Source organism: Desulfobacterales bacterium (assembly GCA_029211065.1).
Taxonomy (GTDB): domain Bacteria; phylum Desulfobacterota; class Desulfobacteria; order Desulfobacterales; family JARGFK01; genus JARGFK01.
On the sequence record JARGFK010000051.1, the window covers coordinates 1 to 14,960 of the forward strand.

The window sequence follows — 14,960 nt, forward strand, 5'->3', positions numbered from 1 at the left end:
CTATAGCCTCCTGTGCTGTAAACTTTGAGCGGTTCACAGTCGGGAGGCTTTCTTATATTCCCGGAATTGTCAAACTCCGCGAGTCCCCCGGCAAAGCCGGGGGTTTACCCAAGGGAAATTATCAAATGATGGGACATAACTATGCTGATAACGCATAAAAAAATTTATACCATGCGCAACAGTTTGTATTTTTTCGCATTTTAAGCGGATTTTGTCAAAGGATATTTGGAAAAGGTTTGAGGATAAAGAGAAATCAGGAATACAATCACCTGCAGGGCATAAGCTCTAAATCGATGTTTCCTCCATATAGCCGCTTTGCCGACTTGGACAGATGCTCATTGAGATCGGAAACCAGAAATTGATGCCGCCCCCCTTTGCAAATAGTACTTTTCAGCTCACCGTTTTCATTAAAAAAATCAACCAGCGCCGCTGGAACGGCATCGCCCGCATCGATGATATAGACCCGTTTTCCGATTTTACGCTGAATGATTTTTTTTAGCAGGGCGTAATGATTGCCTCCCAGGATAAGGGTGTCGATCTGGCGAACCTTTAAAGGATGAAGATACTTTTTAACGATCCGAACGGTTTCCGGCTTCTTCAACCAGCCTTCGTCCACCAGCGGTACCAGCAGCGGGCAGACCGCTGAATACACCTTGGCTTCGGCGTTTAGATTCTGAATCGCTTCCGGATAACAGTTGCTGTCGACGGCCGCCCGCGACGCCACAATGCCGACAACGCACTTTGGAGAGGTATGGAGCGCCAGCGTTACCGTCGGCCCGGTCACATCCAGCACCGGCACACCAAATGCTTCTCTCACCTGCCGACCGGCAACACAGGCAATCGTATGGCTGGCAATCAGGACAGCCTTGGCACCTTTTTGCAGAAGAATCTCCGTATTTTGAAGCGCATAACGGATGACGGTTGCAGCGCTTTTATCACCATAAGGCGCCCGGGCCGTATCGCCGAAATAAAGGATGTCGCAGTCGGGAGACCGCTCCATGATTTTTCGCGCTATCCCCAGACCGCCGATGCCTGGATCCAATATTCCTAACATGAGGATACCGTCTATGTGTTATCTTTTTCGATTTTTTGTTTGACGCATTCGCGGACACACCTGTCGGGAATATCGCTGCGGATACCCGGACACATCCCCGCCATGATCTGCCAGTTATTAATATCGACTAAAACACTTTCAATGAAAGGCCAGAGCCGACACATGCGAGGTTTTACCGGATGGATGCGGCAGAGACCATCCCAAAAAATGCAGTATCCGTTTTGGCCCTGCGCCAAAACCTGCCTCTGACCGGAAGCCTGACAATACTTCACCAAAAATTCGTCCGCATCTATTTTGATAAACGCTGCGATGGCTTTTATTTCGGCGTCGGTCACATAGGTCCCGCCGAACCCTTTGCAGCAATCGCCGCAGCGCGTGCATTGAAAAATATCAGCGGGTCGAAATTTCTTAGAAGGCATGGCGGGTATCCATTGCTCTTTTCAATGTTACCTGATCCACATATTTCAGATCGTTCCCCATGGGAACGCCCGATGCGATTCGGGTTATCCGGACCGGATACCCCTTCAATCGTTCGGCGATGTATGCAGCCGTAGACTCGCCCTCAACAACCGTACTGGTGGCGAGTACGACCTCTTTGATCCGGCCGTCGGCAATCTTTTGGATCAACTCTTTGATGCGGATATCCTCCGGACCAACCCCATCCATCGGGGACAGCACCCCCTGCAGAATATGATAGGTTCCCTGAAATGCGCCGGATCTCTCAACGGCTACCATATCCGCCGGCTGCTCCACGACGCATAAGATCGCCGTGTTTCGGCGCGGGTCGGAGCATATCTGGCAAATGTCGGCGTCGCTCAGAGAAAAACACATCGAGCAGAATTTAATTTTATCTTTGATGGCCACGATGCTCCGGGCCAGTCGTTCGGCCTCCCCCCGCGGCATCCGCAAAACGTGTATCGCAAGCCGCTCAGCCGTTTTTTCACCGACCCCGGGAAGTCTGGCAAAACTTTTAATCAAATCAAGAACCGATGTCGGATAGTAACTCATCGTCAAATATTCACCTCATGTATGCTGATTCGGCGGCACGGAGGCCGACGGTATGGCCTGTTGCGGTTATTACCCCTTCCCAGCAGAAAAGGACCCGTCGGCAGATATGGCCGATTCACCCGTGGCTACATCAATCCCGGAATATTCAACCCGCCGGTCAGTTTGCTCATTTCAGCGCTGACCATTTCCTGGGACTTCTGCAATGCGTCATTGACGGCCGCAATCATTAAGTCCTGCAGCATCTCCACATCCTCGGGATTTACCACCTCTTTTTCGATCTGAATGGATAAGATCTGCTGCCGGCCATTGGCGATGACTTTGATCATTCCGCCGCCGGCGGTGGTTTCCACCGTTTTATCGGCCATTTCCTCCTGAAGTCTCATCATTTGGGTTTGAAGCTTCTGGGCCTGTTTCATCATATTTCCCATCCCTTTCATCTGAACACCTCCTACCGTATCTTCACATCAATTAACTTGCCGTTGAATATTTCAATCGCATCTGCAACCAGCGGGTGATTGAGCGCCGCCTGCTTCTGACGATTTTCCGTGTCTTTTTTTTCATTGTTATGGTTGCCGGATATTGCCCGGCCGGTTACCGTTATTTTTTTCTCTTTGCCGAAATAATCGCTGACGACTTTGTATAAGATCGCCATGTTTTTTTTCCGCTTGATCATATTGATGTTGAAGCCGTTACCGTTGACTTCAATTTCCAGCGTTCCATCGGTCAGTGTTTTCAGGGCGCTGTTGGCAAGGTTGCTCGCTAAAGCAGGGGACTCTTCCGAAATGATATCCACTATCTTTTCCCAGCTGGACGCAAGGTCCTTATCTTCTGCTCCGGGCCCACCCCCAAACGGTTTTGTCTGTTCGGCAACGGCCGGCGATTCAGAAGCAGCCGGCCGGCTTTTTTTCAAAGGAGGCGTAACCGGGCCCTCGTCAGGCCCCGCCGACTTTAGCGGTGGCGTCGACTGGACGGTTTTTTGCAGCGCGTCCAGCTTGAGAATCAATTCCTCTATCGGCAGCACCGGTTTAGCTTGAAACAGTTTGATCATTACCATTTCAAGGGCCAGCTTCGGCTGGGTCGACAATTTGACGGAGACTTCCTCCCTGAAAAGAAGGTCGAAAACCTGGTTTAAAAATATAACGGAAATGTCCTTTACCTGGTCTTTAATCCGATCCAATTCGTGTGCCGGCAAGTCCACCAGTTTATCGACATTTCTCCCCATTTTGACAATCAGCATATTGCGGGCATGCTCTACAATCTCCGCAAACAGCCGCTTCATATCATGGCCTTTGGCATAGGTCTCGTCAATAATTTCCAGCACGGCCGGAACATCCTGATGAAAGAAAGCCTTTGAAATATCAAATATGATCTTTCGATCCATGATGCCCAGGATTTCCAACACCTGCTCATGGGTAACAGCGGCACCGCAGCAGGCCATCACCTGATCCAGCAGGCTGAGGGCGTCCCGCATGCTTCCGCCGGCTTCACGCGCAACCAGCCACACGCTTTCGGAAGGCATGGGGATGCCTTCTTTGCCGCTGATCATTTCCATGTGCCGCGTCATGGAGTCGATGGAGATGCGCCTGAAATCATGCCGCTGGCAGCGGGACAGGATCGTAACCGGAATCTTCTGGGGCTCGGTGGTCGCAAAGATGAACATGACATGCGCCGGCGGTTCTTCCAGTGTTTTCAGCAGTGCATTAAATGCGGCAATGCTGAGCATGTGGACTTCATCGATGATATAAACCTTATACTGGCTGTGGGCCGGCATGTACCTTATGTTTTCACGCAAATCCCGTATCTGGTCCACACTGTTATTGGATGCGCCGTCAATTTCATATACATCAACGGCCGACCCGGCCGTTATCTCCCGGCAGGATCTGCAACTGTTGCAGGGAACCGGAGTGGGCCCTTTTTCGCAGTTCATGGCCTTTGCCAGAATACGCGCAACAGTTGTCTTGCCGGTCCCCCGGGGTCCTGAAAAGAGTACCGCATGAACCATCCGCCCGGCGGAAATCGCGTTGGTCAATGTCCGGGTGATGTGATCCTGTTGTACGACTTCAGCAAATGTCTGCGGCCGGTATTTGCGGGCGAGTACAAGATATGACATCCTAAAATCCTTTAACCGATAATCAATCGCACGCGGTTGAAAATATGTCGGCAGCAAATTCAACAGCTGCCGCAAAGTGGAGAGGCTCCTAACAGAGGAAAATTGTTGGCGGAGAGAGAGGGATTCGAACCCTCGGTGCCGCTTTTGGCAGCACACACGATTTCCAGTCGTGCTCCTTCGGCCAGCTCGGACATCTCTCCGGATCAGTTCAGAAAATGAATTTTCCCTATAGCGCGGATAGCATGATGGCGGAGAGGGTGGGATTCGAACCCACGATCCCGTTTTTGACAGGATACCGCTTTTCGAGAGCGGGGCCTTCAGCCACTCGGCAACCTCTCCAACACCTTTTTTGATTGCATTTCCCGGTGCTGATAAGTCTCAATATACTGTTCGACGGGGGCTGTCAACCTTCTTCTGAAACCTTCTAATAACCGCCCTTATCGCCTAATTATTGGGCCTTCCCAGAGAAATCCACCCAAGCAGATCTCTTCTGGAGGATCCCATTACGGAAAACTATTAAATAAAATTACGACACACGGAATTAACATATTGACAAGGCCTTTTCATGCCAAAAAAACAGGCAGGTCTTCTTTCAATTACAAGAAACCCTGCCTGTCCAAATCACTTTCTCAATAATTTATTATTCTAACCGCACCCTTTAACAGCCGGCCGGGATTCCTCCAGTTTTAAAAAAACCCTCCCTGGCAGGGCAAATCCAGTCGCCGGGGAACCGGTTTCGTCCCTGTCGACATCAGTTTGCCGCTTTATCCAAAGCAAAATACTTGTCTTTGAACCAGGCGATCGGAACTTTTTTATCATCGGCTTTAACTGCCACCGCCTCCACCAGATAGACGATATAATTCGATGCCGGAAAAGATGTTACCACCTTACATTCGATGTTGGCCAGAGAACCGGCAATCAACGGGGCGGATATTTTTTCAGCAGCCTCGGTTTTGATGGAAAACTCTTTGAATTTATTAACATCCTTGCCATGGGTGGCGCCCAGTTTGCGTGCCAGCCCCACCTGGTCGGCCGCAGCCACATTTAAGGCAAGTTCGCCGCTCTTTTCAATGAGTTCATGACAGGTGCTCTTTTTGGAGACACTGACCGTCAGCAAAGGCAAATTTTCCGCAACAAATGTCGCCGTCGCCGTCATCGCATCCTGCTTATCTTTTGTTGCGACACTCAATAAAACAACCGAACAAGGCACCAATCGGGTTACATCTGTAAGCTTTTTTTTCATGGTACGTACCCCCTTTCAGAACGAATACGTACCCCCTTTCAGAACGAATATGGGTTAAGCCCAAAACACCTGCTAATCGACAAAAAACAGGCATTTTCCAATTCCCCTTAACAAATAAGGCCATCATTCAATGGCGGCCCAATCTTTTATAAGATAGAATCCGGCTGCCGAAGAGTCAAGGGTCGGATTCCATTATAGCTGAGATAGTTGAGATAAAAATTGCCCGGCCGGATCTTCAGTGCAGGAACATCTTCTGAACTTCTCTGGAGTATCCCCCCTGTCGGGTATAAATAAAAAGCGGCGGCAGGATCTTCATTCCGGGATTTACGGCTTTGACGCCTTCCACCAGAATCAGCTTGGCGCCGATCGAGCGGCCGGAATGAATGGTACGCAATTTCTTGGGTTCGATTCGGGATGTCCGCATCTGCGAGATGACATCGGTCAGCCTTTCTGCCGGATAGATCGTTATAAACCGTCCGGAAGTCCTTAAAATGCGGTTGGCACTTTCAACAACGTCTGCAAGGGTAACGCTGATTTCATGACGGGCAACCGCTTTTTGCCGGTCCGGATTCAAGCGGCCGCTGTGCGTAAGTCTATAGGGCGGGTTGCTGACAACCAGATCAACCGGACCGGCTACCATCCCGGGAGTCAGGCGTTTAATGTCCTGTTGACGTATGACGATCCGGTCCGCCATGTTATTGTCATTCACATTCCACTGGGCTATCTCAGCCAGTTCTTTTTGCACTTCTATACCGCAAATCCTGATATCCGGATTGCGATGGGCCAGTATCAAGGGAATGACGCCACAGCCGGTTCCCAGATCGACGACCGCCTCGCCCGCTCGGGGCCGGGCATGGGCGGCCAGAATCACGGCGTCTATAGAAAAGCGATATCCCGAACGGTGCTGTTTGATGGTAATGCGACCGTCTAAAAAGGCATCTGCCGTCACTGCCGCCATTTACCCTCCATCACCGGAATGCCCCGCATATACCGCTTTCCATAATGAAGTACCGAAACAATGATTTGCGGTATAAGCGGTTGTAGAAAGAAACGCATAACGGAACGTTTTTTTGACAACCGCTATAAAAGCGAGGTGAGCGCTATTCAAGCGGTCCGATTTTAAATTTTATTTCCCTGACGAGTTCCTGTTTCAATGCCTGATTCAGTTTGATGATAAGATCTCCTTTTAAAAACTGGAGCTGCTGCAGCCACGGTGAACTGCTGACATTCACCAGGAGGAGATTTCCCTTAAATGCCGCAGGCCGTGCATTTTCTGCAACCGCACTCCCCACAACCCCTTTCCAGACATTCCATACCTGAATCATGTCGGCGTCCGCATCATTCCGGGCGACGCCAAAGACCTTATTCACAATGCTGCCGATATGAACAAATTCCTTCCTGTTCTTGCGTTTATTTTCCATGGTCGAATTGTTTCCGAAATGAGGGTTATGAATGATAAGGACCGGCGGTTCATTCCTTCCCCCGGTTTTTATTCTTATATTCACTGCCCCAACCCTGTGTCAAGTGATTCTCTGGACCGATCGGATCGATTCGATTGAAGAACCCTGCCGTCCCGCCCCGGGCGGGACGGCAGATGAGATAGTTATTGCGGTTCACAAATCGGCAGTTAAACTTTTCATTTTTGCTTGACTTAAACCATTATCTATCTTAATTTACAAAGACAAAGAACAAAGGTAATTGAACTGATTATCCCTTTTGGTGTCTGCCGCTCTAAAAGCATGCCCGCTGAATCCGCTGTGAACATGCCGGGGTTTCATAAGCAGCCACCCCTTAAAAAAGGATAATTCAAACCCTCTACACAAAAAAATAGGGAAAGCAATGAACTGGGATTGGGAAAAATTAAAGTCGCAGCAGGATAAAGGCCCCATGCCGCCGCAAATGGATGAAATTATCCAGAAATTCAAAAAAATGAAACTGCCGGGAGGGCCGCTGCTGGTTATCGTCATCCTCCTCATATTTTTCGGCTCCTCGACATTTTACACGGTCGGAGTGGACGAGGTGGGAGTTGTCCAGCGGTTCGGCAAGTATGTCCGAATCAGCCAGCCCGGTCTTAGCTTTAAGCTGCCCACCGGGATCGAAAAGGTTACCAAAGTCAAAGTCCGCCGCGTTTATAAGGAGGAATTCGGTTTTAGTTCCGTAGTTGCCGGCCAGAGAACCGTTTTCTCGTCCCCCACCGAAGATACGAATGTTTCCCTCATGCTGACGGGTGATCTGAATGTGGCGGTGGTTCCATGGATTGTCCAGTATCGCATAAAGGATCCCTACAATTTTCTATTCAAGGTTCGTGATATCCGGATGCTTCTCACCGATATGTCCCAGGCGGCCATGCGGCTGGTCGTGGGCGACCGCAGTATTAACGAGATCATCAGCAAACGGGATGAAATCGCCATGGAGGCCAAACGTGTCCTGCAAATCGAGCTGGACAAGGCTGAATCCGGCATTTATATCAGCACCATCGAAATGAAAAAGACCAATGTGCCGACGCCGGTTGAGCCTTCTTTTAATGAAGTCAACCAGGCCACCCAGGAAAAGGAAAAAATGATCTATCAGGCCAAGGAAGACTACAACAAGGAAATCCCGGCTGCCAGGGGCGAGGCCGAAAGGACCATCAAGGCGGCTGAAGGGTATGCCCTCGACCGGGTCAACCGGGCCAAGGGTGATGCATCAAGGTTCACAGCCCAATACAAGGAATACGCCCAGGCAAAGGACGTTACCAAGCGCAGGCTTTACCTCGAAACTTTAAATAACCTTTTTCCCAAACTGGGCCAGAAATACATCATTGACGCCAATCAGAAAAACTTTTTACCTTTACTTAACCTCGGACAACCAGGAATACAAAAATGAAATCTAAAGGTTTAATCATCATTGTAGCTGCCATCGTCCTTTTCTTCGGCTTTGCTTCGGCCTATGTGGTCGATGAGACCGAACAGGTCGTCGTCACCCAATTCGGCAAGGTCATTGGAAGCCCCAAAACAGAACCGGGTTTATATTTTCGTTTGCCGTTTATCCAGAACACCAATTATTTCCCCAAGAATCTGCTGTCTTGGGACGGCGACCCCGGTCAAATCCCCACCCTGGATAAGACCTTCATCTGGGTCGACACCTTTGCCCGCTGGAAAATCGTCGACCCCGTTAAATTTTTCCAGACCCTCAATAATACCGTAAGCGCCATGGGGCGTCTGGATGATATCATCGATCCGGCCGTAAGGAATTTTATTACATCCTATCCCCTCATAGAAACGGTTCGTCAGAGCAACCGCGAACTGGACACCTTTGAGCTCGGTCTGGAAGATGTCAAGAAAGAAAAATCATATAAAATCACCACCGGCCGGGAAGTCATTACCCAGAACATACTGCAACAGGCTCAGCCCAAACTGCTCGAATTCGGTATTGAACTGGTGGATGTGAAGCTCAAGCGCGTCAACTATGTGGAGCAGGTTAGAGACTCCGTCTATGGCCGGATGATTGCCGAACGTAAGCAGATAGCCGAAAAATTCCGATCGGAGGGTAAAGGCGAGGCCCAGAAAATACGAGGTGAAAAAGAACGTGATTTAAAACAGATCACCTCGGAAGCCTACCGCACCGCCCAGGAAATAATGGGAAAAGCGGATGCCGAAGCGACCAAGCTGTATGCCCAGGCCTACAATGCGGATCCGGAATTTTATTCTTTTGTCAAAACACTGGAAATATATAAAGACGTCCTTGACGATAAAAATTCGCTGATACTGTCAACCGATTCGGAATTTTTAAAATATTTTAAGGGGTATTCCCAAAAACCCTAAGACAACCTAAGACAAATAGAAAAGCACCGACCCTTGCTGGGTGTCGGTGCTTTTCCCATTTCTGGATTCATCGAGAGCGCCGGAAATCATTATTTACCTTTTCTTCTCTGATGCCGCGTTCGGGCTAAAAGCTTTCTGTGTTTATGTTTTCGCATTTTTTTCCTGCGTTTTTTGACTACAGATCCCAACCCATCACCTCCAATCTGTTCGGTTTAAGTACAAAATGATTTAGTACCACCTTTAAACCGTGATTGTCCATATTTTTTTTATTTATTTAATGAAAATGTTTCCCCCCTTTTTTCATATACGACCCTGGTAATGGATTGAATCGTTGGGGGGCATGTGATATTAATATTTTTTTAAAAAAATGGACTTTCTTTAATGGCGCCACCCATTATGCCGAAATCTCTGAAGAAATTTACCGCTGTCCAGATAAAGGTCGTCAACAATTCTGTTGCCCTGGCTGAAGAGCTGGTCAGTGAGCACTACAAAATGTCCGCCGGTCAGTGGTTGCGGCCCAAGTATGACGTTAAAACCCTGGCGGACTTGAGCCCCCCTGAAATTGTCCACGGCCCTTTCGCCCAGATCATTCGGTATAAGGGACGGAGAAATGACAAGTCCCTGGAATCGTCAACCTATGATTTTTACAAAATCTGCCTCCAGGACCACTTTATCCTTTCCGCCATGAAAAGTTCCGGCCATTTAAAGCTCTTTCCATTTGTGCTGTATATTGTGGCGCACGAATTAATCCATATTGTCCGGTTCAGTAAGTTTCTGCAAAATTTTAATGCCACCCCGGCGGAAATACTTGCGGAGGAAACCCGTGTCCATGAAACCACCCACAAAATACTCAGTAAGCTGCCGATAAACGATTTGCCGCCGGTCCTGGCGTTTTATGAAAAATGGCGCACCCCCATTGAAGGCATCCTGAGCCCTTAAATGCTTATTTCCGCCGGGTCCGTTAGGGGTTATAAAAACATCATAAAAAAAACTGTTTAGTGCCTTGACATCATCTAAACATTAGTTATATTTAGTAAGATTCATTTGCAAAGTAGCTTTTTTGATTTACAGGAGGTTCTACCCCATGCCCATTTATGAATTTGAATGTACCAAATGCGGCGCCATGGAAGAAGTTTTTCAAAAGCTTTCCGAAAAACCGCTTTTAAAATGCAAACACTGTTCCGGAAAACTGCATAAGCTTATTTCACAAAGCAGCTTTCACCTGAAAGGAACAGGTTGGTATGTAACCGACTATGCCAATAAATCACGATCAACGGCCACAAATCAGAAAAAGGAAGAAAAAAAATCCAGCGAAAAACCCGATACGTCCGTCAAAGTCACCGACAGTAGCACCTAAATTTCAAAGCGCTACTGTTTTTTATTTAGAAAATCTACAAAAAGACAAAAAATTCAGACACATCCCTTTACAACTGAATATTTATGATTACAGTGTACGACTGAATATGTGTGATTACAGTGTAACAAAACCAATCTAAAAAGGAGAATTTAGACCATGAAGCTGAGACCATTACAGGATCGAATTTTGGTAAAACGGGTAGAGGAAGAAGCCAAGACCAAGGGCGGAATTATTATTCCGGACACTGCAAAGGAGAAACCGGCCGAGGGCAAAGTCATCGCGGTCGGCAATGGAAAACTGGATGACGACGGCAAACGGATACCCCTTGAAATAAAAAAAGGCGACCGCATTCTGTTCGGCAAATATTCAGGCACCGAGGTTAAAATTGAAGGTGTTGAGCATTTGATTATGCGTGAAGAAGACGTTCTGGCTGTGATAGAATAACATTTTTAAATTAAATGATGGAGGATAGATCAAGATGGCGAAACAGATTAAATATGACATGAAAGCACGCGAGGCGATGCTCAAAGGTGTAAAAACACTTGCAGATGCAGTCGTCGTGACTCTGGGACCCAAGGGCAGAAACGTCGTAATCGACAAGTCCTGGGGCGCACCGACCGTTACCAAAGACGGTGTAACGGTTGCCAAAGAGGTTGAACTGGAAGACAAGTTCGAAAACATGGGCGCGCAGATGGTTAAAGAAGTGGCCAGCAAAACCAGCGATATGGCGGGTGACGGCACGACAACGGCAACCATCCTGGCCAGAGCCATTTACGAAGAAGGCCAGAAGCTGGTTGCAGCCGGCAACAACCCCATGGCGATCAAACGCGGCATTGAAAAGGCCGTGGAAGTCGCGGTCAAAGAACTGCAGAGAATGAGCAAACCCACCAAGGACCAGCGCGAAATTGCCCAGGTGGGCACGATTTCCGCCAACAACGACGAAACCATCGGCAACATCATCGCCGAAGCCATGAACAAGGTGGGTAAAGAAGGCGTCATTACCGTTGAAGAAGCCAAGGCCATGGAAACCTCGCTGGAGGTTGTGGAGGGTATGCAGTTTGACCGTGGCTATCTGTCGCCTTACTTTGTTACCGATCCGGAAAAGATGACCGCCTCTCTGGACAATCCGTTTATTCTTATTAATGAAAAGAAGGTCAGCAACATGAAAGATCTTCTCCCCATTCTCGAACAGATTGCCAAAATGGGAAAACCCCTCATGATCATCGCCGAGGATGTAGAAGGCGAAGCCCTGGCAACGCTGGTTGTCAACAAACTGAGAGGCACGCTGCAGGTTGCCGCTGTGAAAGCCCCCGGGTTCGGCGATCGCAGAAAAGCCATGCTTGAGGATATCGCAATTCTGACCGGCGGACAGGTCGTTTCAGAAGACCTGGGACTCAAATTGGAAAATATGACGATTTCCGATCTGGGAAAAGCAAAACGGATCAGCATCGACAAGGACAACACCACCATCGTCGACGGTGCCGGTTCGCGTTCGGCCCTTGAGGGTCGCGTCAAGCAAATTCGGGCTCAAATAGAAGAGACCACGTCCGACTACGATCGCGAAAAGCTGCAGGAGCGTCTGGCCAAACTGATTGGCGGTGTTGCCGTCATTAACGTCGGGGCCGCAACCGAAACAGAAATGAAAGAGAAAAAAGCCCGGGTTGAAGACGCCCTGAACGCCACCCGCGCTGCAGTTGAGGAAGGCATTGTGCCGGGCGGCGGCGTCGCCCTGGTCCGTACCCTGGAAGCGCTTGAAAAAATAAAAATCAAGGCGGATCAGAAGCTGGGAGTCAAGGTGGTCATGCGCGCCATTGAAGAGCCGCTGCGCCAGATTGCCAACAACGCCGGCGCTGAAGGCTCGGTGGTCATTGATAAGGTTAAAAATGGAAAAGATGCTTACGGCTATAATGCAGACAACAATACCTATGAAGATCTCATTGCAGCCGGCGTCATCGACCCCACCAAAGTGGTTCGCTTTGCCCTGCAAAATGCAGCCAGCGTGGCCTCTTTGATGCTGACAACCGAAGCCATGATAGCGGATAAGCCTGAGGAAAAACAGGATGCAATGCCCGGCGGCGGCGGTATGGGCGGCATGGGCGGCGGCATGGGCGGCATGGGCGGCGGTATGGGCGGCATGATGTAATCGCTCGACGCAACCAACACCCTACAAAAAAACCCGTATGCCCAAAGCATGCGGGTTTTTTTTTATTGTCGCCCTGAAATGTTTGAAAAGCTTGACAAATCTTCCCGGAAAGTATATATAAAAGACGGTTATTTATAGATACCTATCAACCAGTAACCCAAAGAGAATCGGAGCATCTGATGCGTTATCAGAATTTAATTCGGATTTCGTTATGTTTGTGTATTTCTACCGCCATGCTGTGGGCGGCACCGTCTTCGCCTGTTGCAGAAGAGGCCCCAAAAGAATTTCCGCATGAATCCGGCATGTATTATACCATTCAAAAGGGCGACACGTTGTGGGACCTTTCAAAACGATTTTTCGATTCACCCGACCAATGGCCCGATCTGTGGAATCAGAACGACCAGATCCCCAACCCCCACTGGATTTATCCGGGGGAACGGATCCGACTCTTTCGCCAGGAGGGTGTTGAAAAGATAAAAGAACCTGAAAAGGTTATCGAGCAGGCCAAGCAGGAAGAAGAAAAAAAGGTGGAAGCTGTAAAGGCGGCGCCGCCGCCACCGCCGCCAAAAGAACCACCCTATTACTACTACACACAGATTGAAAAAGTCGGCTTTATCAGAAAAGACCCCGTCAATCCGTCCGGTACCATCTTTCGCTCCCAGGACGACAAGGCAATGATCAGCCAGGGCGATGAAGTGTACATCCGCCCGGCTGAACATACGATTCTCTATCCAGGAGCGACTTATACCGCATACCGGAACGTTGAAGGCATCAGAGGAAAAAAATATTCGGAACTGGTGGATTCCCATGGAACCCAGCATTATTTCACCGGTGTTGTTGAAATCATAAAACAGGACGCCGACTACTATGTCGCCAGAGTTGTCCGTTCGCATCGGGACATTCGCATCAATGACCTGTTGATGCCGCACATTCCGCGATCACCTAAAATTATCCTTTCGGAAAGCAGGGAAGGTGTCCTGGGACAAATACTTGTTAACGAAGACCGGGACAGAATGTTCGGTGACAACACCATCGCCTTCATTGACAAGGGCAAAAAAGACGGCATTCAAGCCGGTCAGACTTACAGCGTATTTTATGAGGACAAACATGGTTTAAAGTTCTATAAGGAAGGCGAACTTTTAAAACCAACAGCGTCGATGGAACCCGTCAACACACCCATTGATTTTGCAAAAATATTGGTGCTCCTTACAGAAGAGACCACCTCGACGGTTCTGGTCACTTATTCGGAAAAAGACCTCTACCCCACCGCACGGATACGGACGCCTGCCAGATAAGTGCCGCTCCTTCCCATCATTCCAATGGGGCAGGATTGTTACGTGCGTTAGATCGGCTTTCACGAGATCATTGCAAAAAGCCCCTTTTTGCTTAATTTCGGCGTCAGTCTCTAGTTTTAACCCTTGGAATACGCTATGTATTCGTGGGGTTAATCCCACCGCAGCTATTTTTTGATGACATAATTCCGCATATGAATTTTAAACACGCACCGGATGTTGGGGCCGGCACGCCCTGCCAGGATAAACCAGCCCACTAAAAGGTGTCTAATAAAACTGACAGCATCGTCCTGATTATGCAGTCTTTTCTACCTCACCTATCTGATATCTTTTAGTGCAAAATCTCTTTTTTGGGTACCGTAGCAGCGCTCGTTAACCCCGCAGTTTGTTGCAGGGTTCTTCAATAATTTTAGCCAGCACTGTCAATAAACAATTTATTGGCCGATAGATAGATACAGCTTGTAAAGGGTGATCAGTATGCCATACAGGCCGAAAATAAACAGGAGTACCGACAATAATACAATAATTTGCCCATAAATAGTTGCTGATTCACCTTCTACTATGCGGGTATCACGAAGGACTTTAACCCCTGGCGGTGGGAAATTCCGGTATTTTAAAACATTGCGTCCAAAGCAAGCCAAATAGATCGCGATGGAAACAACAGCGAGAAACATGACACCCAGTAAACACCTTACCAGTGCAAGCCCCTTTTGAGGCTCAATTTGATGAACTGTTTGATTAATCCGGGGGAGCAGCCCCAGAAACAGCGCCAAACCGGATAAAACTATCAGGAACAATATGACAATGATCTTTCGGCGATACGATTTATCGGCCTGAATAATTTTCGGGCTCATCATTTTTTCCCATTCTGTCTATGTTTATATTTCAAATGCCAAAAAGCATGATGTGTAATTTGCCCGCATCATCTCACAAACCCCAGCATATCTATC

General features: G+C 48.5%; 17 protein-coding genes and 2 tRNA genes. 7 read left to right on the forward strand and 12 right to left on the reverse strand.

What is annotated here, in order from left to right:
- Positions 1–265 precede the first annotated feature (265 nt).
- The 10 genes from murI to P1P89_12445 all read right to left on the reverse strand — a co-directional run bounded on the left by murI (position 266) and on the right by P1P89_12445 (position 6,836).
- Entirely contained in the window at positions 266–1,054 is a 789-nt protein-coding gene (gene murI / locus P1P89_12400) for a glutamate racemase (GenBank protein MDF1592309.1), read from the reverse strand.
- Positions 1,055–1,065: 11 nt separating this feature from the next.
- Positions 1,066–1,473 carry a YkgJ family cysteine cluster protein gene (locus P1P89_12405; GenBank protein ID MDF1592310.1) on the reverse strand — a complete coding sequence of 136 codons (408 nt, stop codon included), beginning with the start codon at positions 1,471–1,473 and terminating at the stop codon, positions 1,066–1,068.
- Positions 1,463–2,062 carry a recombination mediator RecR gene (recR, locus tag P1P89_12410; GenBank protein MDF1592311.1) on the reverse strand — a complete coding sequence of 200 codons (600 nt, stop codon included), beginning with the start codon at positions 2,060–2,062 and terminating at the stop codon, positions 1,463–1,465. Before recR ends, P1P89_12405 begins: the two co-directional genes overlap by 11 nt.
- Positions 2,063–2,187: 125 nt before the next feature.
- Positions 2,188–2,499, reverse strand: a complete 312-nt coding sequence (locus P1P89_12415; protein ID MDF1592312.1) for a YbaB/EbfC family nucleoid-associated protein — start codon at positions 2,497–2,499, stop codon at positions 2,188–2,190.
- Positions 2,500–2,510: 11 nt separating this feature from the next.
- Positions 2,511–4,172: a DNA polymerase III subunit gamma/tau gene (dnaX, locus tag P1P89_12420; protein MDF1592313.1), complete on the reverse strand. Its 1,662-nt coding sequence runs from the start codon at positions 4,170–4,172 to the stop codon at positions 2,511–2,513.
- A gap of 106 nt (positions 4,173–4,278) precedes the next feature.
- Positions 4,279–4,372: transfer RNA gene (locus tag P1P89_12425), tRNA-Ser, on the reverse strand.
- Between the two features lie 46 nt (positions 4,373–4,418).
- Positions 4,419–4,511: transfer RNA gene (locus P1P89_12430), tRNA-Ser, on the reverse strand.
- A gap of 412 nt (positions 4,512–4,923) precedes the next feature.
- Complete coding sequence (locus tag P1P89_12435; protein ID MDF1592314.1) at positions 4,924–5,415, reverse strand: flavin reductase family protein; 492 nt, start codon at positions 5,413–5,415, stop codon at positions 4,924–4,926.
- 235 nt (positions 5,416–5,650) lie between these two features.
- Positions 5,651–6,373: a tRNA1(Val) (adenine(37)-N6)-methyltransferase gene (locus P1P89_12440; protein MDF1592315.1), complete on the reverse strand. Its 723-nt coding sequence runs from the start codon at positions 6,371–6,373 to the stop codon at positions 5,651–5,653.
- Positions 6,374–6,515: 142 nt separating this feature from the next.
- Entirely contained in the window at positions 6,516–6,836 is a 321-nt protein-coding gene (locus P1P89_12445; GenBank protein MDF1592316.1) for a DUF721 domain-containing protein, read from the reverse strand.
- 418 nt (positions 6,837–7,254) lie between these two features.
- On the opposite strand from P1P89_12445, the gene hflK reads away from it, so the two are divergent.
- Together hflK and hflC are read left to right on the forward strand one after the other, a co-directional pair.
- Positions 7,255–8,280: an FtsH protease activity modulator HflK gene (gene hflK, locus P1P89_12450; protein MDF1592317.1), complete on the forward strand. Its 1,026-nt coding sequence runs from the start codon at positions 7,255–7,257 to the stop codon at positions 8,278–8,280.
- Entirely contained in the window at positions 8,277–9,218 is a 942-nt protein-coding gene (hflC, locus tag P1P89_12455; GenBank protein MDF1592318.1) for a protease modulator HflC, read from the forward strand. Before hflK ends, hflC begins: the two co-directional genes overlap by 4 nt.
- A gap of 89 nt (positions 9,219–9,307) precedes the next feature.
- Here the strand turns inward: hflC and P1P89_12460 are convergent, their stop codons facing one another.
- Positions 9,308–9,406 carry an AURKAIP1/COX24 domain-containing protein gene (locus P1P89_12460; protein ID MDF1592319.1) on the reverse strand — a complete coding sequence of 33 codons (99 nt, stop codon included), beginning with the start codon at positions 9,404–9,406 and terminating at the stop codon, positions 9,308–9,310.
- A 193-nt stretch (positions 9,407–9,599) separates the two neighbouring features.
- On the opposite strand from P1P89_12460, the gene P1P89_12465 reads away from it, so the two are divergent.
- From P1P89_12465 to P1P89_12485, 5 genes are all read left to right on the forward strand, one after another.
- Positions 9,600–10,157, forward strand: coding sequence for a hypothetical protein (locus tag P1P89_12465; GenBank protein MDF1592320.1), 558 nt, complete (start codon positions 9,600–9,602; stop codon positions 10,155–10,157).
- Positions 10,158–10,302: 145 nt separating this feature from the next.
- A complete protein-coding gene (locus P1P89_12470; protein MDF1592321.1) occupies positions 10,303–10,575 on the forward strand; it encodes a zinc ribbon domain-containing protein in 273 nt (90 codons plus the stop codon).
- Between the two features lie 156 nt (positions 10,576–10,731).
- Complete coding sequence (gene groES, locus P1P89_12475; GenBank protein MDF1592322.1) at positions 10,732–11,019, forward strand: co-chaperone GroES; 288 nt, start codon at positions 10,732–10,734, stop codon at positions 11,017–11,019.
- Positions 11,020–11,053: 34 nt separating this feature from the next.
- Positions 11,054–12,718: a chaperonin GroEL gene (gene groL / locus P1P89_12480; GenBank protein MDF1592323.1), complete on the forward strand. Its 1,665-nt coding sequence runs from the start codon at positions 11,054–11,056 to the stop codon at positions 12,716–12,718.
- 179 nt (positions 12,719–12,897) lie between these two features.
- Complete coding sequence (locus P1P89_12485; GenBank protein ID MDF1592324.1) at positions 12,898–14,013, forward strand: LysM domain-containing protein; 1,116 nt, start codon at positions 12,898–12,900, stop codon at positions 14,011–14,013.
- A 431-nt stretch (positions 14,014–14,444) separates the two neighbouring features.
- On the opposite strand, the gene P1P89_12490 is transcribed toward P1P89_12485, so the two are convergent.
- Entirely contained in the window at positions 14,445–14,864 is a 420-nt protein-coding gene (locus P1P89_12490; protein ID MDF1592325.1) for a hypothetical protein, read from the reverse strand.
- Positions 14,865–14,960 lie beyond the last annotated feature (96 nt).

What these genes read in the sequence shown, in the direction of transcription:
- P1P89_12415 (MDF1592312.1), bottom strand. Translation starts at nt 2,499, where the DNA reads ATGAAAGGGATGGGAAATATGATGAAACAGGCCCAGAAGCTTCAAACC.
- hflK (MDF1592317.1), top strand. Translation starts at nt 7,255, where the DNA reads ATGAACTGGGATTGGGAAAAATTAAAGTCGCAGCAGGATAAAGGCCCC.
- P1P89_12465 (MDF1592320.1), top strand. Translation starts at nt 9,600, where the DNA reads ATGGCGCCACCCATTATGCCGAAATCTCTGAAGAAATTTACCGCTGTC.
- P1P89_12445 (MDF1592316.1), bottom strand. Translation starts at nt 6,836, where the DNA reads ATGGAAAATAAACGCAAGAACAGGAAGGAATTTGTTCATATCGGCAGC.
- P1P89_12485 (MDF1592324.1), top strand. Translation starts at nt 12,898, where the DNA reads ATGCGTTATCAGAATTTAATTCGGATTTCGTTATGTTTGTGTATTTCT.
- hflC (MDF1592318.1), top strand. Translation starts at nt 8,277, where the DNA reads ATGAAATCTAAAGGTTTAATCATCATTGTAGCTGCCATCGTCCTTTTC.
- recR (MDF1592311.1), bottom strand. Translation starts at nt 2,062, where the DNA reads ATGAGTTACTATCCGACATCGGTTCTTGATTTGATTAAAAGTTTTGCC.
- P1P89_12490 (MDF1592325.1), bottom strand. Translation starts at nt 14,864, where the DNA reads ATGAGCCCGAAAATTATTCAGGCCGATAAATCGTATCGCCGAAAGATC.
- P1P89_12470 (MDF1592321.1), top strand. Translation starts at nt 10,303, where the DNA reads ATGCCCATTTATGAATTTGAATGTACCAAATGCGGCGCCATGGAAGAA.
- P1P89_12405 (MDF1592310.1), bottom strand. Translation starts at nt 1,473, where the DNA reads ATGCCTTCTAAGAAATTTCGACCCGCTGATATTTTTCAATGCACGCGC.
- P1P89_12440 (MDF1592315.1), bottom strand. Translation starts at nt 6,373, where the DNA reads ATGGCGGCAGTGACGGCAGATGCCTTTTTAGACGGTCGCATTACCATC.
- groES (MDF1592322.1), top strand. Translation starts at nt 10,732, where the DNA reads ATGAAGCTGAGACCATTACAGGATCGAATTTTGGTAAAACGGGTAGAG.
- dnaX (MDF1592313.1), bottom strand. Translation starts at nt 4,172, where the DNA reads ATGTCATATCTTGTACTCGCCCGCAAATACCGGCCGCAGACATTTGCT.
- P1P89_12435 (MDF1592314.1), bottom strand. Translation starts at nt 5,415, where the DNA reads ATGAAAAAAAAGCTTACAGATGTAACCCGATTGGTGCCTTGTTCGGTT.
- murI (MDF1592309.1), bottom strand. Translation starts at nt 1,054, where the DNA reads ATGTTAGGAATATTGGATCCAGGCATCGGCGGTCTGGGGATAGCGCGA.
- groL (MDF1592323.1), top strand. Translation starts at nt 11,054, where the DNA reads ATGGCGAAACAGATTAAATATGACATGAAAGCACGCGAGGCGATGCTC.